This is a genomic window from Buttiauxella sp. A111 (assembly GCF_014189855.1).
GTDB classification, from domain to species: domain Bacteria; phylum Pseudomonadota; class Gammaproteobacteria; order Enterobacterales; family Enterobacteriaceae; genus Buttiauxella; species Buttiauxella selenatireducens.
This window is the reverse complement of sequence record NZ_BJFN01000002.1, coordinates 153,323-174,284: the sequence shown is the minus strand read 5'-3', so window position 1 is coordinate 174,284 and position 20,962 is coordinate 153,323. Positions and strand designations below refer to the sequence as shown.

Annotated in this window: 15 protein-coding genes; 10 read left to right on the top strand and 5 right to left on the bottom strand. The window is 51.4% G+C overall.

What is annotated here, in order from left to right; all coding sequences use genetic code 11:
• Positions 1 to 189 precede the first annotated feature (189 nt).
• From BSPA111_RS06960 to BSPA111_RS06945, 4 genes are all read left to right on the top strand, one after another.
• On the top strand, positions 190 to 1,545 hold the full coding sequence (locus BSPA111_RS06960; RefSeq protein ID WP_183270449.1) for an MFS transporter: 1,356 nt from the start codon (positions 190 to 192) through the stop codon (positions 1,543 to 1,545).
• Between the two features lie 2 nt (positions 1,546 to 1,547).
• Positions 1,548 to 2,888, top strand: coding sequence for an enolase C-terminal domain-like protein (locus tag BSPA111_RS06955; protein WP_183270867.1), 1,341 nt, complete (start codon positions 1,548 to 1,550; stop codon positions 2,886 to 2,888).
• A 27-nt stretch (positions 2,889 to 2,915) separates the two neighbouring features.
• Positions 2,916 to 4,256, top strand: a complete 1,341-nt coding sequence (gene gudD, locus BSPA111_RS06950) for a glucarate dehydratase (RefSeq protein WP_183270448.1) — start codon at positions 2,916 to 2,918, stop codon at positions 4,254 to 4,256.
• Between the two features lie 184 nt (positions 4,257 to 4,440).
• Positions 4,441 to 5,604 carry a glycerate kinase gene (locus BSPA111_RS06945; RefSeq protein WP_183270447.1) on the top strand — a complete coding sequence of 388 codons (1,164 nt, stop codon included), beginning with the start codon at positions 4,441 to 4,443 and terminating at the stop codon, positions 5,602 to 5,604.
• 10 nt (positions 5,605 to 5,614) lie between these two features.
• On the opposite strand, the gene barA is transcribed toward BSPA111_RS06945, so the two are convergent.
• On the bottom strand, positions 5,615 to 8,374 hold the full coding sequence (gene barA / locus BSPA111_RS06940) for a two-component sensor histidine kinase BarA (RefSeq protein ID WP_183270446.1): 2,760 nt from the start codon (positions 8,372 to 8,374) through the stop codon (positions 5,615 to 5,617).
• A gap of 62 nt (positions 8,375 to 8,436) precedes the next feature.
• On the opposite strand from barA, the gene rlmD reads away from it, so the two are divergent.
• The 6 genes from rlmD (at position 8,437) to adhP (ending at position 17,525) form a co-directional block, all read left to right on the top strand.
• Positions 8,437 to 9,750 (top strand): 23S rRNA (uracil(1939)-C(5))-methyltransferase RlmD, encoded by a 1,314-nt coding sequence (gene rlmD, locus BSPA111_RS06935; protein WP_183270445.1) that lies wholly within the window; start codon positions 8,437 to 8,439, stop codon positions 9,748 to 9,750.
• A 123-nt stretch (positions 9,751 to 9,873) separates the two neighbouring features.
• Complete coding sequence (relA, locus tag BSPA111_RS06930) at positions 9,874 to 12,102, top strand: GTP diphosphokinase (protein WP_183270444.1); 2,229 nt, start codon at positions 9,874 to 9,876, stop codon at positions 12,100 to 12,102.
• A gap of 189 nt (positions 12,103 to 12,291) precedes the next feature.
• Entirely contained in the window at positions 12,292 to 13,083 is a 792-nt protein-coding gene (gene mazG, locus BSPA111_RS06925; protein ID WP_183270443.1) for a nucleoside triphosphate pyrophosphohydrolase, read from the top strand.
• 225 nt (positions 13,084 to 13,308) lie between these two features.
• Positions 13,309 to 14,949 carry a glutamine hydrolyzing CTP synthase gene (gene pyrG / locus BSPA111_RS06920; protein ID WP_183270442.1) on the top strand — a complete coding sequence of 547 codons (1,641 nt, stop codon included), beginning with the start codon at positions 13,309 to 13,311 and terminating at the stop codon, positions 14,947 to 14,949.
• Between the two features lie 84 nt (positions 14,950 to 15,033).
• Positions 15,034 to 16,338 carry a phosphopyruvate hydratase gene (gene eno, locus BSPA111_RS06915; protein WP_183270441.1) on the top strand — a complete coding sequence of 435 codons (1,305 nt, stop codon included), beginning with the start codon at positions 15,034 to 15,036 and terminating at the stop codon, positions 16,336 to 16,338.
• A gap of 170 nt (positions 16,339 to 16,508) precedes the next feature.
• Complete coding sequence (gene adhP / locus BSPA111_RS06910; RefSeq protein WP_064543872.1) at positions 16,509 to 17,525, top strand: alcohol dehydrogenase AdhP; 1,017 nt, start codon at positions 16,509 to 16,511, stop codon at positions 17,523 to 17,525.
• A gap of 47 nt (positions 17,526 to 17,572) precedes the next feature.
• On the opposite strand, the gene BSPA111_RS06905 is transcribed toward adhP, so the two are convergent.
• The 4 genes from BSPA111_RS06905 to BSPA111_RS06890 form a co-directional block, all read right to left on the bottom strand.
• Entirely contained in the window at positions 17,573 to 18,685 is a 1,113-nt protein-coding gene (locus BSPA111_RS06905) for a M20 family metallopeptidase (RefSeq protein WP_183270440.1), read from the bottom strand.
• Positions 18,686 to 18,694: 9 nt separating this feature from the next.
• A complete protein-coding gene (locus tag BSPA111_RS06900; protein ID WP_183270439.1) occupies positions 18,695 to 19,156 on the bottom strand; it encodes a YjiG family protein in 462 nt (153 codons plus the stop codon).
• Positions 19,149 to 19,862: a nucleoside recognition domain-containing protein gene (locus BSPA111_RS06895; protein ID WP_183270438.1), complete on the bottom strand. Its 714-nt coding sequence runs from the start codon at positions 19,860 to 19,862 to the stop codon at positions 19,149 to 19,151. The genes BSPA111_RS06900 and BSPA111_RS06895 overlap by 8 nt, the downstream gene beginning before the upstream one ends.
• Before the next feature lie 187 nt (positions 19,863 to 20,049).
• On the bottom strand, positions 20,050 to 20,877 hold the full coding sequence (locus BSPA111_RS06890; protein ID WP_183270866.1) for a MurR/RpiR family transcriptional regulator: 828 nt from the start codon (positions 20,875 to 20,877) through the stop codon (positions 20,050 to 20,052).
• Positions 20,878 to 20,962 lie beyond the last annotated feature (85 nt).

Genomic DNA, 20,962 nt, shown 5'->3' with positions numbered 1-20,962 from the left:
TACTTTCCCTCGGCCAAACATAAAACCGCAGAGTCAGAGTCACAAAAATACTGCGGACCGGCCGATACCTCATTCTGATAACCCTACAAGTGCAGAATGGATTGTAGCTAAAAGCTATATACCCCATGGATTTCGAGGTGCGGGAAGGCGGCAACTTGAAAGACGACGGGTATGATTCAGGAGTGCAACATGAACACCATTAGCCAAACGGCGAGCGTTGCCGAGAAAAGAACCAACGCTCGTTATTGGATAGTAGTAATGCTCTTCATCGTCACCTCGTTTAACTATGGCGACCGCGCCACGTTATCTATTGCCGGTTCAGAAATGGCGAAAGATATCGGCCTTGATCCGATTGGTATGGGATATGTGTTCTCCGCATTTTCCTGGGCATACGTCATCGGGCAGATCCCCGGAGGCTGGCTGCTTGACCGTTTCGGCTCTAAACGCGTTTACTTCTGGTCGATTTTTATTTGGTCGCTGTTTACCTTGCTGCAAGGTTTCGTCGATATCTTCAGTGGCTTTGGCATCATCATCGCGCTGTTTACCCTGCGCTTCCTGGTGGGACTGGCTGAAGCGCCTTCCTTCCCCGGCAACAGCCGAATAGTCGCAGCGTGGTTCCCGGCACAGGAACGCGGCACGGCGGTCTCCATATTTAACTCCGCACAGTATTTCGCGACGGTAATCTTCGCGCCAATCATGGGTTGGCTGACGCACGAAGTGGGCTGGTCGCACGTCTTCTTCTTCATGGGGGGCTTAGGCATCATCATCAGTTTTGTCTGGTTGAAAGTGATTCATGAGCCGAATAACCATCCGGGTGTGAATAAGAAAGAGCTGGAGTACATCGAAGAAGGCGGCGCGCTGATCAATATGGATCAGAAGCAAACCAAAGAGCGGGTACCTTTCGCGCAGAAATGGGGCCAGATCAAACAGCTGATTGGTTCGCGCATGATGATCGGGATCTATATCGGCCAGTACTGCATTAACGCCTTAACCTATTTCTTTATTACCTGGTTCCCGGTTTATCTGGTTCAGGAAAAAGGCATGTCGATTTTGAAAGCCGGTTTTGTGGCTTCGGTTCCGGCAGTCTGTGGCTTCATCGGCGGCGTGCTGGGCGGCGTTATCTCTGACTGGCTGATGCGCCGCACCGGTTCGTTAAACATCGCGCGTAAAACGCCAATCGTATTGGGGATGTTGCTCTCGGTCAGCATGGTGTTCTGTAACTATGTTGAATCAGAAATGATGGTTATCGGCTTTATGGCGATGGCGTTCTTCGGGAAAGGCATTGGTGCGCTGGGCTGGGCGGTGATGGCTGATACCGCGCCGAAAGAGATAAGCGGCCTGAGCGGTGGCTTGTTCAATATGTTCGGTAACGTCTCCGGTATCGTGACGCCAATTGCCATCGGTTACATCGTTGGGACATCAGGCTCGTTCAACGGCGCGCTGATTTACGTTGGGGTGCATGCTGTTATCGCGGTACTGAGCTATCTGGTGATTGTCGGCGACATTAAACGTGTTGAACTCAAACCCGCAGCCACAGGACGCTAATGATGAATACTCAGGCAAGCCCGATTATTACTGATATGAAAGTGATTCCCGTGGCGGGGAATGACAGCATGCTGCTGAATATTGGTGGTGCCCACGGTGCTTTTTTCACTCGCAACATTGTTGTATTAACCGATAGCGCCGGGCATACCGGCGTAGGTGAAGCGCCGGGTGGCGACGTGATTTATCAGACGCTGGTCGATTCAATCCCGCAGGTTGTCGGCCAGGAAATTGCGCGCATGAATCGCGTGGTGCAAAACGTCCATAAAGGTAATCAGTCAGCAGATTTTGATACCTTCGGTAAAGGTGCATGGACCTTTGAATTACGTGTTAATGCGGTCGCAGCACTGGAAGCCGCACTGCTTGATTTACTCGGCAAGGCGCTAAACGTCCCTGTCTGCGAGCTATTGGGTCCGGGGAAACAGCGCGATGATGTCACCGTGTTGGGTTATCTGTTTTATATCGGCGATCGCCAGAAAACGGATTTGCCTTACCTTGAGGGTAAAAATACCGGCCACGCCTGGTACGATTTACGCCATCAAGAAGCGCTAAGCAGCGACTCGATCGTGCGGCTAGCTGAAGCGGCGCAAGATCGTTATGGCTTTAAAGATTTCAAACTCAAAGGCGGAGTTTTACCCGGTGAGCAAGAGCTGGATGCCGCTCGCGCACTGAAAAAAAGCTTCCCGGATGCGCGTATCACCGTCGATCCGAACGGCGCCTGGCTGCTGGATGAAGCTATCGCGTTGTGTAAGGGAATGGGTGATGTCCTGACGTATGCCGAAGACCCTTGCGGCGCGGAACAAGGTTATTCAGGGCGCGAAGTGATGGCTGAATTCCGCCGTGCAACGGGCTTACCGGTAGCGACCAATATGATTGCTACAAACTGGCGCGAGATGAACCACGCCATCATGCTCAACGCCGTCGATATTCCGTTAGCCGACCCACATTTCTGGACGCTTAGCGGCGCGGTTCGTGTCGCGCAAATGTGCGACGAATGGGGCCTGACGTGGGGTTGTCATTCCAATAACCATTTCGACATTTCCCTGGCGATGTTCACCCATGTGGGGGCTGCGGCACCGGGCAAACCCACGGCTATCGACACCCACTGGATTTGGCAGGAAGGCGACCAGCGACTGACGAAAAATCCGCTACAAATCGTTAACGGCAAAATCGCGGTGCCGGATGCGCCAGGCTTAGGCGTGGAACTTGACTGGGAACAGGTGCAGAAAGCCCATGAAGTGTATAAATCCCTTCCGGGTGGGTCGCGCAATGACGCCACGGCCATGCAATACCTGGTGCCGGGCTGGCAATTCGATCGTAAACGTCCGGCATTTGGCCGTGGATAAAACATTCTTGCTGAAAAGGAATTAACGATGAGCACATTTACTTCTACTCCAGTAGTCACTGCGATGCAGGTTATTCCCGTTGCGGGCCACGACAGTATGCTGATGAATTTGAGTGGGGCACACTCGCCGTTTTTCACCCGTAATATTGTGATTATCAAGGATAACTCTGGCCACACAGGTGTGGGGGAAATCCCCGGTGGTGAAAAGATCCGCCAGACACTTGAAGAAGCGGCAGCGTTGGTCATTGGCAAAACGCTGGGCGAATACAAAAACATTCTGAACCTGGTACGTGCCGAATTTGCTGACCGTGACTCCGGCGGGCGCGGTTTGCAGACCTTTGATTTGCGCACCACTATTCATGTTGTAACCGGTATTGAGTCGGCCATGTTGGACTTACTTGGTCAGCACCTGGGCGTAAACGTCGCTTCTTTGCTGGGTGATGGGCAACAGCGCAGTGAAGTCGAAATGCTCGGCTATCTGTTCTTCGTCGGTAATCGCAAACAGACTCCGCTGCCTTATCAGAGCCAGCCTGATGAGAAATGCGACTGGTATCGCATTCGCCACGACGAAGCGATGACGCCAGATTCTGTTGTGCGTCTGGCAGAAGCGGCTTACGAGAAATATGGCTTTAACGACTTCAAACTGAAAGGCGGTGTATTAGCTGGAAGCGAAGAAGCCGAAGCGGTGACGGCACTGGCAAAACGCTTCCCACAGGCTCGCGTTACGCTTGACCCGAACGGAGCCTGGTCGCTTGATGAAGCGATTAGCATTGGTAAGCAATTACGTGGCGTACTGGCGTATGCCGAAGATCCGTGTGGCGCGGAACAGGGTTATTCAGGCCGTGAAATTATGGCGGAATTCCGTCGTGCGACTGGCTTGCCAACCGCGACCAATATGATTGCTACCGACTGGCGTCAGATGGGCCATACGCTTTCGCTGCAATCGGTCGATATCCCGCTCGCCGATCCGCATTTCTGGACCATGCAAGGTTCGGTTCGCGTCGCGCAAATGTGCCACGAGTTTGGCCTGACGTGGGGATCGCATTCCAACAACCACTTTGATATCTCTCTGGCGATGTTTACCCACGTTGCAGCCGCAGCACCAGGGAAAGTCACCGCCATCGACACGCACTGGATTTGGCAGGAAGGCAATCAACGCCTGACCAAACAGCCGTTCGAAATCAAAGGCGGCATGGTGCAGGTGCCGAAAACACCAGGGCTGGGCGTTGAGTTGGATATGGATCAAGTGATGAAAGCACATGAGCTTTATCAGCAGCACGGACTGGGCGCACGCGATGATGCGATGGCGATGCAGTATTTGATCCCAGACTGGACGTTTAATAATAAGCGACCATGCATGGTGCGCTAATTTACCCGTCATACTTGAAGCTGCATCTGTGTTGGCTGCGTTCTCTTGCCGCGTTACTCGGCCTGCGGCCTCGCCCCAAGGGGCCAGCGCAAGCGCTGTTCTAAAACGCCCTTGGCGTTTTAGTGATGCAACTTCAATTATTTAGGGTAAATATTATGATGACCCACATCGCGACGGACGGCATATGAAAATTATCATCGCACCAGATTCATACAAAGAGAGCCTTAGCGCTCTCGAGGTGGCGACACAAATCGAAGCCGGTTTTCGGGAAGTGTTTCCGAATGCCTGCTATGTGAAGCTGCCCGTTGCTGATGGGGGCGAGGGAACCGTCGACGCGATGGTGGCGGCAACGGACGGTGACATCATCGAAGTGGGGGTCACCGGGCCGTTGGGTGAGCCTGTTCAGGCGTTCTACGGAATATCAGGCGACAAGCAGCAGGCCTTTATTGAAATGGCGGCGGCGAGTGGCCTGGAACAAGTCCCGCCTGAATTCCGTAACCCGTTAAAAACCACGTCGTGGGGAACGGGTGAACTGATTCGTTACGCGCTGGATAGCGGTGTAAACAGCGTCCTGATTGGCATTGGCGGCAGCGCGACCAACGACGGCGGCATAGGCATGATGCAGGCGCTTGGTGCGCGTTTGTTGGATAGCGATGGCGAGCCGCTGGGGCTGGGCGGCGGCGAAGTCGCAAGACTGGCGTCGATTGATATTTCCGGGCTGGATACACGGCTGAAAGCGTGCCGCATTGAAGTCGCGTGTGATGTCACTAACGTGCTGACCGGTAAAGAAGGGGCATCGGCAGTTTTTGGCCCACAAAAAGGTGCGACGCCGGAGATGGTCAACGAACTCGATCGTGCTCTGGAGCACTACGCAAAAATTATTGCCCGCGATCTCAATATCAACGTGCTGGAGCTTTCCGGTGGCGGTGCTGCGGGTGGCATGGGGGCTGCACTTTATGCCTTCTGCGGTGCAGAACTGCGACCCGGTATTGAGATAATTACCCGCGCGTTAAAACTTGATGAGCTGGTGCGCGATGCAGATCTGGTGATTACCGGAGAAGGGCGCATCGACAGCCAGTCGATTCATGGCAAAGTGCCGATTGGTGTGGCGAAAGTGGCGAAACGTTACAACATTCCGGTGATTGGTATTGCCGGAAGTTTAACGCCAGATGTGGGTGTGGTGCATGAACATGGTCTGGATGCGGTTTTCAGCGTGCTGTACAGTATCTGTACGCTGGAAGAAGCGCTGGAAAATGCCGGAGATAATCTGCGCATGGCTTCGCGCAACATTGCGGCGACAATTGCTATCGGTTGTTCTGTCGGGAGAAATAAGTTTCCCGACAGATAACTTTGCAGCGTTAACCAAACATACGTTGTGCTTCTTTTGAGACATTATTCATCTCATCAAGCAGCTCAAAAAGTTCGGGTTCCAGATCTTCCGGCTTCACGCCATTGCGCAGTTGTTGCTCCAGTGTCAGGCATAGGTTTTTCAACCGAGGCACACCGCTGTAGCTACAACTGCCGTGAAGTTTATGAATGATATCAACCAACTTCTCCGGGTTTTCCCCGACCAGTTGTTCTTCAACGGTGTTGCGAACTTCAGGTAAGAACGCCAACAGCATTTGCAGCAAATCACGCGCCAGATCAGGCTTATTAGCCGCCTGTTGGAGTGCCAGCGACCAATCCAGAGTCTGGTTTTGGTGACTGGTTTGCGTTGTCATTTCTATGTTTAATGGTTGAGCGAGCGCGGTGATGGCACCCGGCTGATACCGTAGCAGCAGGCTATACAGCTTTTTCTCTTCAATAGGTTTGGCAAGATAGTCATTCATACCTGCACTCAGCAGCTTCTCTTTTTGCCCCGCCATGGCGTGTGCCGTCACCGCGATAACCGGAGTTTGCTGGTGGTGTGGCATCTGGCGAATGACCTCACAGGCGCGGATACCATCCATTCCAGGCATCTGAATATCCATCAGGATGATGTCTATTTGCATCTGTTTCGCCCGCTCAATAGCTTGTAAACCGCTTCCGCACAGCTCAACGTTTTGCACATGATCTTCAAGCAATGCGCCAATCAGTTTCAGGTTGGCCGGGTTGTCATCAACGGCCATTACAGTGAGCGGCAGCTTTTTGTTTTCAACGTTATCGGCCAGTGCTGGATGCGCGTGGAAGATGTGTTCAGCCAGCAGTGGCAGCAGACGTGGTGCGGTGACAGGTTTCAATAAACAAGCGGCAACACCTTCTTTTTTAAGTGATTCCGCATCGATCTGGCAATGGCTTGGCAGCGCCAGAATCAGGCAGTCTGTCATCGTGACGGCTTTTGCCAGTTTTGGATTTGTAATGGAGAGCGTATCGCGGAACGTGACCGGCATTCCGAGCAACATAATATCGTAGTGTGCTTCGGCGAGGGCCGTGAACGTTGGGCTATACACCACTTCAAGCGGCGTATTGGCCAAAATATTGAGCGTGCTTTGGGCAGCGGAAGCATTTTGCTCGATATACGCAATGCGCTTGCCTGCCAGATTCTCAGTCGAATAACCGTCAAGAACCGCGTTAGGATTCAGATCCAGATTGATGTAGAACCAGAAAGTCGAACCTTGATTTGGCTGGCTATGGAACGAGATATCCCCACCCATTTCGCTGACCAATTTTTGGGTGATCACCAGCCCCAACCCAGTGCCACCGTGACGCCGTGAAATACTGGCATCTGCCTGACGAAATGCCTGGAACAGACGCGACTGTTCCTGCTCAGGAATGCCAATGCCGGTATCATGAATCCGCATCTCAACCTGGACTTTGTTGTTGCCTTGCGAGCGCTTCTCGACGACCAAATCAATATTGCCGCTCTCGGTAAACTTAATCGCATTCCCCACCAGATTGGTTACGACTTGCTGCAAACGGAGTGGATCGCCAATCACGTTATCCGGAACATCGTTTTTAATGTTTAACGTCAGCTCCAGCCCTTTGTCATGGGCCGAATGCGCCAGCAACGTCACCACTTCATCGAGCGTATTACGCAGCGGGAAGGGAATGCTTTCCAGAATCAGTTTGCCTGCTTCCAGTTTAGAGAAGTCCAGCACGTCATTGATAATGGTTAGCAGGTTATTGGCTGAACGTTCAATGGTATACAGATGATCGCGCTGCGTGGGATTCAAATCTGTTTTCAGCGTCAGACGGGTAAATCCAATCACCCCGTTGAGCGGTGTGCGCAGCTCGTGGGACATATTGGCGAGGAACTCAGACTTAATACGTGCGGCTTCCTGAGCGCGTTTCTTAGCGAGATCCAGCTCAACGTTCTGGATTTCCATCTGTTCAAGTGTTTCGCGCAAGTCGGACGTCGCCTGGTCAATATTATGCTGCATCTCCTCGTGATAGGCGGTCAACGACATCGCCATCGAATTGATACCGTTTTTCAGCATATCTAATTCACCGAGCATGAAACCTTCTACGCGGCTATCAAGTTGGCCGCGACGTATCCGGTCAACCGTATTCACCATATTACGGATTGGCCCAGTGACATCGCGCATCAGACGATAGGCAAACAGCATCGCAATGCCGACACAGAACAGCATCATCAACGTTGAGATAAAAATTTCTCGGTATTGCTGCAAACGCACCGATTTTAAGTCGAGCTCAATCGCGACGTAGCCGAGTGAATTGCCCGCTGGTTTCGCATCGGTCACTTCTGACTCGTCCGGGGAATAGCTCTCGGAAATAATCGGGGTACGCAGAATTATCGAATCGCCGTGCCGCGTAATACTTAAACTGTGCGGCGGTTTTTCATTGTTTGGTAACTTCAAGGCTGAAGCATTGAGCTGATAATTGGAGGTGACAAACAGCTTGTTGTTCTCATCAAATACCGAAATCGCCCGCACAATATCGGAATGGCGGCGGTGTAACACGCTGACCAACTGGCGTATGGACTCACGACTGTGAAAACTCATGCCATATTCGCTGGCGACAGCCAGCGGTTCGATAATGTTGGTACCCGAGTCTTCGAGCTGACGCTGCAGGTCGTTGTAACGATGAACGACAAAAAAGATACTGAGCAATAAACCGATCATTAATGTCGGTGCCAGAATCAGGATCATCATGCGTGCACGCAGGCTGTAGTTGGTCATGGGGTTCCGATATGGGACAATTGAAGCAATAGTTAATATTTTTTGAGAGAGCACTCTGGCTCATGGCGCAATTCTACTCTGCAAAGCGACGGGTTACGACTCGTCAAATCATAACCGTGAACGTTAATGACCTTGATCCGTTTGGTCAGGGCGTCGCACGCCATAACGGTAAAGCGCTTTTTATCCAGGATGCACTGCCTGGTGAACAAGTTGACGTCACGATTACCGAGGACAAACGCAACTTTTCCCAGGCTCGAGTGAAACGACGTTTAAATGATAGCCCGCAGCGTGTGGCTCCGCGTTGTCCACATTATGGCGTTTGCGGGGGCTGCCAACAGCAACATGCCAGCATCGAATTGCAGCAGCAAGCAAAATCCCGTGCGCTGGCTCGCATGATGGGCACGCGTGAGGCTCCTGCGGTGGTGGACGAAATCATTTCTGGTTCGCCATGGGGTTATCGTCGCCGGGCACGTTTAGGGTTGAATTATCTCCCTAAGACACAGACCTTACAGATGGGTTTTCGCAAATCTCACGACAGCGAACTGGTCAATATTCACCACTGCCCGGTTCTGGCGCCTCAACTTGAGGCATTACTGGAACCTTTGCGCCAATGTCTTTCTGAATTAAAAGCCGTTCGTCGTTTAGGTCATGTTGAACTGGTACTGGCAGATAATGGCCCGCTGATGGTGTTGCGCCATTTAGATGCTCTTCATGACGACGATAGGCAAAAACTGGAACGCTTTTCGCATTCTACAGGCGTCGCGCTGTATTTAGCCCCGGACAGTGAGACACTCACGGCAGTGGGCGACGATGAGCCCTGCTATCACTCAGACGGGCTACGCTTAACGTTCAGTCCGCGCGATTTCATTCAGGTGAATGACGGCGTGAATCAGCAAATGGTCGCGCGTGCCATTGAGTGGCTGGATATCCAGCCAACGGATCGCGTGCTGGATCTGTTCTGCGGAATGGGAAACTTTACGCTCCCACTGGCGACACGCGCTGAAAGTGTCGTTGGGGTGGAAGGCGTTGCTGCGCTGGTGGCGAAAGGTGAATATAATGCAGGGTATAATTTGCTGAAAAACGTCACATTCTTTCATGAAAACCTGGAAGAAGATGTGACTCGCCAACCCTGGGCTGCTCAAGGGTTTGACAAAATATTGCTCGACCCCGCACGAGCGGGTGCGCCGGGTGTTATGCAACATGTGATTACGCTTGCTCCAAAGCGAGTGGTCTATGTTTCATGCAACCCAACAACGCTTGCCCGTGATAGCGAGGCATTGCTGGCTGCGGGTTACCAGATTCAGCGGCTAGCAATGCTCGATATGTTTCCCCACACTGGGCACCTTGAGTCAATGGCGCTCTTTGAGCGCGTTTAAGTGGTTAGCTCAGACCGGGTGATTTGATTAATACCCAATAGATTTCAAGAGGCAGGAAGGCGGCAAACGAGAGCAGCCAACGCATCTGCGTCTTGAAAGATGAAGGGTATACAGGAGAGAACAATGGTTGCGGTAAGAAGTGCACATCTCAATAAAGCTGGCGAATTTGCGCCCGATAGATGGATTGCTAGCCTCGGGATCACCAACCAGCAGTCATGTGAACGCTTAGCCGAAACCTGGCGGTATTGCGAGCAACAGACCAAAGGCCATCCAGACGCGGAACTGCTGTTGTGGCGCGGCGTCGAAATGGTGGAAATCCTGTCGATGCTGAGTATGGACAACGATACCCTGCGAGCCGCATTACTGTTCCCTCTTGCCGATGCGGGCGTGGTCACCGAAGAGGTGATGCGCGAAAGCATTGATAGCCAGGTCGTCACGCTGATTCACGGTGTGCGTGACATGGCAGCAATCCGACAGCTTAAAGCCGCGCATACCGATTCTGTCTCTGCTGAACAGGTCGATAACGTTCGTCGCATGTTGTTGGCGATGGTCGATGATTTCCGCTGCGTGGTGATCAAACTTGCAGAGCGCATCGCTCATTTGCGAGAAGTAAAAGACGCGCCGGAAGACGAACGCGTTCTGGCGGCAAAAGAGTGTACCAATATCTACGCGCCGCTCGCCAACCGTCTGGGCATTGGCCAGCTAAAATGGGAGCTGGAAGATTACTGCTTCCGCTACCTGCATCCTGCTGAATACAAACGCATCGCAAAATTGCTGCACGAGCGTCGTATCGACCGTGAGCATTACATCGACGAGTTTGTCAGTGCGCTGCGCAAATCGATGAAAGAAGAGGGTGTGAAGGCTGAAGTGTATGGCCGCCCGAAACACATCTATAGCATCTGGCGCAAGATGCAGAAAAAATCCCTAGCCTTTGATGAGCTGTTTGATGTGCGTGCGGTGCGCGTTGTGGCTGAACGCTTGCAGGATTGCTACGCGGCACTAGGCATCGTACACACGCATTATCGCCATATGCCTGACGAGTTTGATGATTACGTTGCCAACCCGAAACCCAACGGTTATCAGTCGATTCATACCGTGGTGCTGGGGCCAAACGGCAAAACGATCGAAATTCAGATTCGTACTAAGCAGATGCACGAAGAGTCAGAGCTGGGGGTCGCCGCCCACTGGAAATACAAAGAAGGCAATGCGAAGAGCGGCAGTTCAGGCCACGAAGACCGTATCGCGTGGCTGCGTAAGTTGATCGCCTGGCAAGAAGAGATGGCTGATTCTGGCGAATTGTTAGATGAAGTCCGCAGCCAGGTGTTTGACGACCGCGTGTATGTTTTTACCCCAAAAGGCGATGTGGTGGACTTGCCAGCAGGCTCTACACCGCTGGACTTTGCTTACCACATTCACAGTGATGTTGGGCACCGTTGCATCGGCGCGAAAATAGGTGGGCGCATTGTGCCGTTCACGTATCAACTGCAAATGGGCGATCAGATTGAAGTTATCACCCAGAAACAGCCGAACCCGAGCCGTGACTGGCTGAACCCAAACTTGGGCTACATCACCACAAGCCGCGGGCGCGCCAAAATTCACAACTGGTTCCGTAAACAGGACCGTGACAAGAATATTCTGGCCGGACGCCAAATTCTTGATGATGAAATTGAGCATCTGGGTATCAGCCTGAAAGAGGCTGAGAAGTCGCTGCTGCCACGTTATAACTTCAATGAAGTTGAAGAGTTACTGGCGGCAATTGGCGGCGGAGATATTCGTCTTAACCAGATGAGTAACTACCTGCAAGCGCAGTTTAACAAGCCGACTGCGGCAGAACAGGATGAACAAGCGCTTCGCCAACTGAAGCAAAAAACGCACGCGCCGCAATCGCGTAGCAAAGACAATGGTCGCGTCGTGGTGGAAGGGGTTGGCAATCTGATGCACCACATTGCGCGGTGCTGCCAACCAATTCCTGGCGACGAGATTGTCGGTTTCATCACTCAAGGGCGTGGGATTTCTATTCACCGTGCTGACTGCGATCAGCTTGCTGAACTGCAATCACATGCGCCTGAACGTATCGTTGATGCCGTGTGGGGCGAAAGCTATTCCAGTGGCTATTCGCTGGTGGTGCGTGTGACAGCCAATGACCGTAGCGGTTTATTGCGTGACATCACCACTATTCTGGCAAACGAAAAAGTCAACGTGCTGGGGGTTGCGAGTCGTAGTGATACTAAGCAGCAGTTGGCGACGATTGATATGAATATCGAAATCTACAACCTTCAGGTGCTGGGCCGCGTGCTGGGCAAATTGAATCAGGTGCCGGATATAATCGATGCGAAGCGATTACACGGTTAGTTGATTACCCCTCACCCCGACCCTCTCCCTAAAAGGGCGAGGGGGAAAACCGAAGTTCATCTTGAACTCGATCAATCCCCTCTCCCTGAAAGGGCGAGGGTGAAACCGAAATTCGCCTTGAACTCGATTAATCCCCTCTCCCTGTGGGAGAGGGCCAGGGTGAGGGGAAAAATTCTACAAGGATTGAATATGGACCAAATTACCCGCCTTCTGGGCATCATGAAGCGCCTGCGTGACCCCGAAACAGGTTGCCCATGGGATAAAGAGCAAACCTTCGCGACTATCGCTCCCTATACCCTGGAAGAGACTTACGAAGTGCTTGATGCCATCAACCGTGAAGATTTTGATGATTTGCGCGGTGAACTGGGAGATTTACTGTTCCAGGTCGTGTTTTACGCACAGATGGCTCAGGAAGAAGATCGCTTTAATTTCGACGATATCTGCGAAGCGATAAGCGACAAACTTGAACGTCGCCATCCGCATATCTTTGGCGATGCTACTGCTGAAAACAGCACCGAAGTACTGGCTCGTTGGGAACAAATTAAGAGCGATGAACGTGCTGAAAAAGCTCAGCATTCCGCAATTGATGATATTCCTCATGCTTTGCCTGCTTTAATGCGTGCGCACAAAATCCAGAAACGTTGTTCAGCGGTTGGTTTTGACTGGACGACGCTGGGTCCCGTGTTAGACAAAGTCTACGAAGAGATCGACGAAGTGATGTTTGAAGCTAAACAGGTCGTTGTTGACGAGGCGAAACTGGAAGAAGAAGTCGGCGATTTATTGTTCGCCACCGTTAATCTTGCACGCCATTTAGGCACGAAAGCTGAGACAGCATTACAAAAAGCTAACTTGAAATTCGAGCGCCGTTTCCGCGAAGTGGAACAAATTATTGCCGCGCAAGGGTTGAAAATGGAGCAAGCCACACTCGATCAGATGGAAAATGCCTGGCAACAAGTTAAACGCAAGGATTCTGATATCTAACGTGTTTTTTGGATCAGGTGCACGTTATGGCAATTTCAATTTAACAAGCGCTTGATTTACGTCAAAAACATTTATGCCAAACGGGCTATTTTCAGTGCCCTGACAAAGTGCGAGGTCAGGGCTTTGCAGACAGAATGAAAGTTTGTGACGCCGATACTGTTCGGGTATACTACTTTCCCGTCCTGGTACTTCCATCGTCTTTAAACCTAACTCTTCAGGTTCAGCATGACAACGAACTATATTTTTGTGACCGGCGGGGTCGTTTCCTCTCTGGGTAAAGGCATTGCCGCAGCCTCCCTCGCAGCTATTCTCGAAGCCCGTGGCCTCAACGTATCCATCATGAAACTCGATCCGTACATCAACGTCGATCCGGGTACCATGAGCCCTATTCAACATGGGGAAGTGTTCGTTACAGAAGACGGCGCTGAAACCGACCTGGATTTAGGTCACTACGAGCGTTTCATTCGCAACAAAATGACGCGTCGTAACAACTTCACTACTGGCCGTATCTACTCAGAAGTTCTGCGTAAAGAACGCCGTGGCGACTATCTGGGTGCGACTGTCCAGGTTATTCCACACATCACGAACGCTATCAAAGAACGCATCCTTGAAGGTGGCGAAGGCTACGATGTCGTACTGGTAGAAATCGGCGGTACAGTAGGTGATATCGAATCTCTGCCGTTCCTCGAAGCGATTCGTCAGATGGCTGTAGAAGTGGGTCGTGAGCACACGCTGTATATGCACCTGACTCTGGTGCCATACATGGCGGCTGCTGGTGAGGTGAAAACTAAACCGACTCAACACTCCGTAAAAGAACTGCTTTCTATCGGTATTCAGCCAGATGTGCTGATCTGCCGTTCTGACCGCGTGGTTCCGGCAAACGAACGTGCAAAAATTGCATTGTTCTGTAACGTCCCGGAGAAAGCGGTTATTTCTCTAAAAGATGTCGATTCCATCTATAAAATTCCAGGTCTGTTGAAATCACAGGGTCTGGACGATTATATTTGTAAACGATTCAGCTTGAACGTTCCTGAAGCTAACTTGTCCGAATGGGAACAAGTTATTTACGAAGAAGCGAATCCGACAAGCGAAGTTACGATTGGTATGGTCGGCAAGTACATTGAACTGCCAGATGCCTACAAATCTGTGATTGAAGCGCTGAAACACGGTGGTTTGAAAAATCGTCTGACCGTTAACATCAAGCTGATTGACTCGCAGGATGTTGAAACTCGCGGTACTGAAGAAATGCTGAAGGGATTGGATGCTATCCTTATCCCTGGCGGTTTCGGTTACCGTGGTGTGGAAGGCAAAATCGCTACCGCGCGCTATGCTCGTGAGCAGAACATTCCTTACCTGGGTATTTGCTTAGGTATGCAGGTTGCGCTGATCGAGTTTGCACGAAACGTTGCGGGCATGGCTAACGCCAACTCAACTGAATTTGTGCCAGACTGTAAATACCCGGTGGTCGCCTTAATCACCGAGTGGCGAGATGAAGAAGGTAACGTTGAAGTTCGTACTGAAAAGAGCGACTTAGGCGGAACTATGCGTCTTGGCGGCCAGCAGTGTCAGTTGACCGATGGTAGTCTGGTGCGCCAGATGTACGGTGAACCGACAATCGTTGAGCGTCATCGCCATCGTTATGAAGTCAACAACATGTTGTTGAAGCAAATTGAAACAGCAGGTCTGCGCGTTGCGGGCCGTTCCGGTGATGACCAACTGGTAGAAATCATCGAAGTGCCAAATCATCCGTGGTTTGTTGCTTGCCAGTTCCACCCGGAATTTACGTCGACCCCGCGTGATGGTCACCCACTGTTTGCAGGCTTTGTTAAAGCGGCCGGTGAGTACCAAAAGCGTCAGGCGAAGTAAGCAGAAAGTTAGAACGACAACGCGCGAATGTTTCGCGCGTTGTTTGTCTGGAGTTTTAGTTTAACTTGTACTGAGGAAAATCTAATGTCCAAAATCGTTAAAGTCATCGGTCGTGAAATCATCGACTCCCGTGGTAACCCGACTGTTGAAGCTGAAGTTCATCTGGAAGGCGGTTTCGTAGGTATGGCTGCTGCACCATCAGGTGCTTCAACTGGTTCCCGCGAAGCGCTGGAACTGCGCGATGGCGACAAATCTCGCTACCTGGGCAAAGGCGTTCTGAAAGCCGTTGCTGCAGTTAATGGCCCGATCGCTGCGGCTGTAACTGGTAAAGATGCGAAAGACCAGGCAAACATCGATAAGATCATGATCGACCTGGACGGTACCGAAAACAAATCTAACTTCGGCGCTAACGCAATCCTGGCTGTTTCTCTTGCTGCTGCTAAAGCTGCTGCTGCCTCTAAAGGCCTGCCGCTGTATGCACACATCGCTGAACTGAACGGCACTCCAGGCAAATTCTCTATGCCACTGCCTATGATGAACATCATCAACGGTGGCGAGCACGCTGATAACAACGTTGATATCCAAGAGTTCATGATTCAACCAGTTGGTGCGAAAACTCTGAAAGAAGCCATCCGTATGGGTTCTGAAGTTTTCCACACCCTGGCTAAAGTTCTGAAATCTAAAGGCATGGGTACTGCTGTTGGTGACGAAGGTGGCTATGCGCCAAACCTGGGTTCCAACGCTGAAGCACTGGCTGTAATCGCTGAAGCGGTTAAAGCTGCAGGTTACGAGCTGGGTAAAGACATTACTCTGGCTATGGACTGTGCTGCTTCTGAATTCTACAAAGACGGTAAATACGTTCTGGCTGGCGAAGGCAACAAAGCTTTCACCTCTGAAGAATTCACTGCATTCCTGGAAGATCTGACCAAACAGTACCCAATCGTTTCTATCGAAGACGGTCTGGATGAGTCTGATTGGGATGGCTTCGCGCACCAGACTAAAGTTCTGGGCGACAAAATCCAGTTGGTTGGTGACGATCTGTTCGTAACTAACACCAAAATCCTGAAACGTGGTATCGACAACGGTATCGCTAACTCCATCCTGATCAAATTCAACCAGATCGGTTCTCTGACCGAAACTCTGGCTGCGATCAAAATGGCGAAAGATGCTGGCTACACTGCAGTTATCTCTCACCGTTCAGGCGAAACTGAAGATGCTACCATCGCTGACCTGGCTGTTGGTACTGCTGCAGGCCAGATCAAAACTGGTTCTATGAGCCGTTCTGACCGTGTTGCTAAGTACAACCAGCTGATTCGTATCGAAGAAGCACTGGCTGCACAGGGCACACCAGCTCCGTTCAACGGTCTGAAAGAAGTTAAAGGTCAGTAATTCGTTACTGCTTTAAATTCTTACAAAAAACCCGCTTCGGCGGGTTTTTTTATTTCTATTTTTGTCGGCCCCTGAACAATTTACGTATCCGCTAGAGGGTAGAGTTTGCAGATTCCTCCCCTGTCGACCAGGCTTACGGGGACTTTTCACTCACAGGTCAGGAGACCGACATGAAAGCAGCAGTTGTGAATAAAGACCACTCTGTAGGGATCATTGATAAACCCGTTCGCGCCCTTAAACACGGCGAAGCATTGCTGACGATGGAATGTTGTGGCGTATGCCATACCGATTTGCATGTAAAAAATGGAGATTTTGGTGACGTTACAGGCATTACGCTGGGGCATGAAGGCATTGGCGTAGTGAAGACGGTTGGCCCTGGCGTGACGTCCCTGAAAGTGGGGGATCGCGCAAGCGTTGCCTGGTTCTTCCGTGGATGCGGAAACTGTGAATACTGTAACACCGGCAACGAGACTCTGTGTCGCAGCGTCACTAACGCGGGTTATACCGCCGATGGTGGTATGGCTGAGGAGTGCATCGTTGTTGCTGATTACGCGGTAAAAGTACCTGATGGCCTCGAGTCTGCTGCTGCCAGTAGCGTGACTTGTGCGGGCGTGACTACGTACAAAGCGGTAAAAGTCTCGCACATTAAACCGGGCCAGTGGATTGCGATTTACGGCTTGGGCGGCCTTGGCAACCTCGCGTTGCAATACGCGAAAAATGTCTTTAATGCCAAAGTGATTGCCATCGACGTGAATGATGCTCAGCTGGAATTCGCCAAAGAGTGTGGTGCGGATTTAGTCATCAACTCACGCAATGAAGATGCAGCCAAAGTCATCCAGGAAAAAGTGGGTGGCGCACATGCAGCGGTCGTGACTGCTGTGGCGAAAGCGGCGTTTAACTCAGCGGTAGACGCCGTTCGTGCCGGTGCACGTATTGTTGCTGTGGGTTTGCCATCAGAGTCAATGAGCCTGAATATTCCGCGTCTGGTACTCGATGGTATCGAAGTGGTAGGTTCATTAGTTGGAACGCGTCATGATTTAGCTGAAGCCTTCCAGTTTGCTGCTGAAGGGAAAGTGGTGCCTAAAGTCACAATGCGCCCACTTGAAGATATCAATGCTATTTTCAAAGAAATGGAAGACGGTAAAATCAAAGGCCGCATGGTGATTGATTTTAAAACCAAGAAGTAAGCTTAGCGATTAACTAAAAATGGCCGGGATATCCCGGCCATTTGCGTTTATAGCGACTGAATCACCCGCTTGAGTAAGCGGATCCTTGGCTCAATGCTGTCCAGTTCCAGATACTCAGACGCACTGTGGAAACCAGCCCCTATTGGCCCGAAACCGTCCAGCGAAGGGATCCCCAACGCTGCGGTATGGTTCGCATCGGAACCGCCACCGACGGACTTCCAGCGCACGTCGATACCTTCTGCGGCCCCTGCTTGTTCAACCAGTTGCATGAGTTGTTCTGTTTCGGCAGAGGGCGTCATGGCTGGTTTTTGAGACTGCAATTGAACGAAGGTTTTCACTTCTCGCTCGAATTCGCGTTTGCCGAATGCCTCAATTGCCGCATGTACGCGCGCATATTCATCGTTATCCTGGAAGCGGACATCAACAATCATCTCCGCATGGTCAGGCACGATATTTGGCACTACGCCTCCGGAAATGACACCCGTATTAATGGTGGTTCCTTTGGTGATATCCGCCAGATCACTGATTTCCAGAACGGCACGCGCCAATGCTTTAATAGCGGAGCGGCCTGATTCAGGGTCATTACCGGCATGCGCCGCGACGCCTTTAAACGTCAGTTTATAGCCTGCAATCCCTTTACGCGCTTTCACCAAAGACCCGTCAGCCCTTGCAGCTTCACAGACCAGCACACAGCGGCTACGTTTTGCCAGTTCGCCAATCCAGTGATGAGAGTGCACCGAACCGGTTTCCTCATCAGGATTCATGGCGACACCAATGGACAGCCGTTGCAGTGTGGCTTTATCCATTCCACGTAGCGCCCAAAGAATATTGAGCAACCCGCTTTTCATATCTGACACACCGGGGCCAAAGGCTCGATTTCCCTCAATACTGAACGGACGCTCTGCAACGGTTCCCTCTGGGAACACGGTATCCATATGGCCGACAAGCAGCACATCGTATTGAGTGGCATCCGGCTTGTTGGTGGCAAACAGGCCTGGACCGACTTTATCGCCCAGAGGAATGCTGTCACATTGCCAACCTTCGGCCTCGTACCATTGCTGAAATATCTGGCTTACTTGAGCCACACCATCAATCGTTGCTGTTCCACAGTCGATATTAACGACCTTCTTTAGCTCTTGAAGGTACTGTTTTAATTCCATGGTTAACTCCTAAATCATAATTCGCATGATTAACATGGCACCGAAAGCATTCAGCACCGAAAGGGCAATCATTAAAGGAATGCGTTTGGCTGGGATGCCTACTACGCCGAGAATGCGTCCTGCGTATTGCACCTGTGAACCCATCAGGTAGATGGCGGGAGCGAGAATGGCCAGATGGCTGCCGGTGAGAATACCTTTCTCAAACAGACTGATAGCAACACCGATTCCACCGCCCATCGACATCCAACCGCCAATGAGCACGGCTGCTGCTTCACCCGGCAGCCCAAAGACTTTCATGACCGGGCCAAATAGCCAGGCCATGCCTGCTAACGCACCGGTAAGCTCCAGCGCATAAATAATAATGAATGCCATCAGAACGTTAGGCAGAGTGCTGGTTGTTGCGATGGTCCAGCCTTTACGAGCACCGGCAACAAAGACATCGGTGATCATCGGTTTAGTGGTTTCAGCCATGTTGCACCTCGGCACTTTGCTTACGTTCAGAGAGCGTTAAAATCAGGCGCATCAGATTGGCGCCAACAATTTTCATAATGAACATCACCGCAACGCACAAGCCAATTGAGGCTGGAACGGCATGTGTTCCGTCAACGGCCAGCAAGGTGAACAGCACCGCACCTGATGAGAAAAAGTTAGTGATCATCGCACCGGCAGAAAACTGGAACATCGTGAACACCGTTTTCTCTTTTTCCGTGATTTGGCCTTCGTCAGCTAATACGCGCGTCAAAGAAGCGCCAACGTCGGTACTTTGCAGGCTGCCAATCAGCGCAAGACCGGTAGAGCCAGGGATGCCGAGCAGTGGGCGTAACAGAGGAGTGAGCAGTTTGCGGGCCGCGTTCAGCGCGCCGTAATGTTCCAGTACGTTTATCATGCCCAGAGCGAACATAACGGCCGGGATAAGACCAAAAGCGAACAGAAAACCATCCATTGCGCCGTGTCCGCCTTTTCCGCGAAATGCTGATTTCGCGACTTCAACGGTATCGCCTTGCGGAGTGACGTCGGTCACTACCTTGCCAAATGCGCCGTTTAGCGTGGTGAAGTCAAACACACCCCACCACTCTTTACCGCCCAATAGGCCGGAAAAGAACACCATCGCGAAGAGCAAAGCGACATAGGCACCAGGTCCAACACGTGCATTTTTGGGATCAACAGAACCTTCCATAAATCATTTCCTTATGTCAGTGAGAGAGTGCTGCTCTCCGATGCTAAAAGCGGGAAATGATTGGCAACATGACGATGATCAAGCCGAGTGACTTACTGACAAGGGAAGGGTGATTGTTGTGATGGTAAGCACAATAGCCTTTACAAATAACAGGTTATTGCGCTTGTCAGGATTGGGTTTTCTACAATTAGATAAGCAGTGGCAGTGTTGCACTGGCCGTTTGCTGACTGGTGGCTGCGTACCGGCTATCGTGGTTTGCCAGCTCACTGACTAACACTTCCACCAGTAACATGGCCCCCACTTTGGCATCTAATGCCCCAGCGCTCAATGGTCCTTCAGGTTTTGCCGCAACCAGCAGTAAATCGGCGAGATCGGCAAGTGGGCTGCGCAAAGTATTGCTCAGTAGCAGAACGCGGGCATGACGGTTTTTGGCAAGCTTCACTACATGAAGCAAATCTTTGGTGGAACCCGAGCTGGAAATGACCACCACAAAATCTCTCTCGCTAAGCGTAGTTGCGTTCATCGCAGCACGATGCATATCGCTATACAGCTGCGCATATTTGCCCATTCGCAGTAATTTGTAGTGTAAATAATCACCGATGATCGCGCTGGCTGCGACGCCATAAATTTGCACTGAAGCCGCCTCGTGAAGGGCGATTCCCGCCTGATGCAGAACATCTCGGTTCAAGAGCTTTCCGGTATCTCTGAGTGCTTGCACCGACCCCTCCACCAGTTCACCAATGCTGTCTTCGCTTGCGGGAGCGGGTGGCTGTTGTTGCTGAACATCCAGCGCTAAGGCCATCTTGAACTCGGTATATCCCTTACAGCCTAAATGGCGACACAGGCGAGTGACGCTGGCTTCGCTGGTTTCGCTTTCCCGGGCAAGCTCGGTGATGGTCAGATACAGCACCTTCTGGGGTTGTGAAAGGATGTAATCCCCCAACTTTTGCAATGTTGGGCTAAAGCCTGGCAAACCCTGGCGCAAGTGCAGTAATAAATTCCCATTCTCTGTCATCGGACTCATCTCACAACCTGATTCAAACTGCCCATAGTGTGGAGTAAAGCCCCCCTGGAGTACTAGCAGATTCGATTAATTGTGA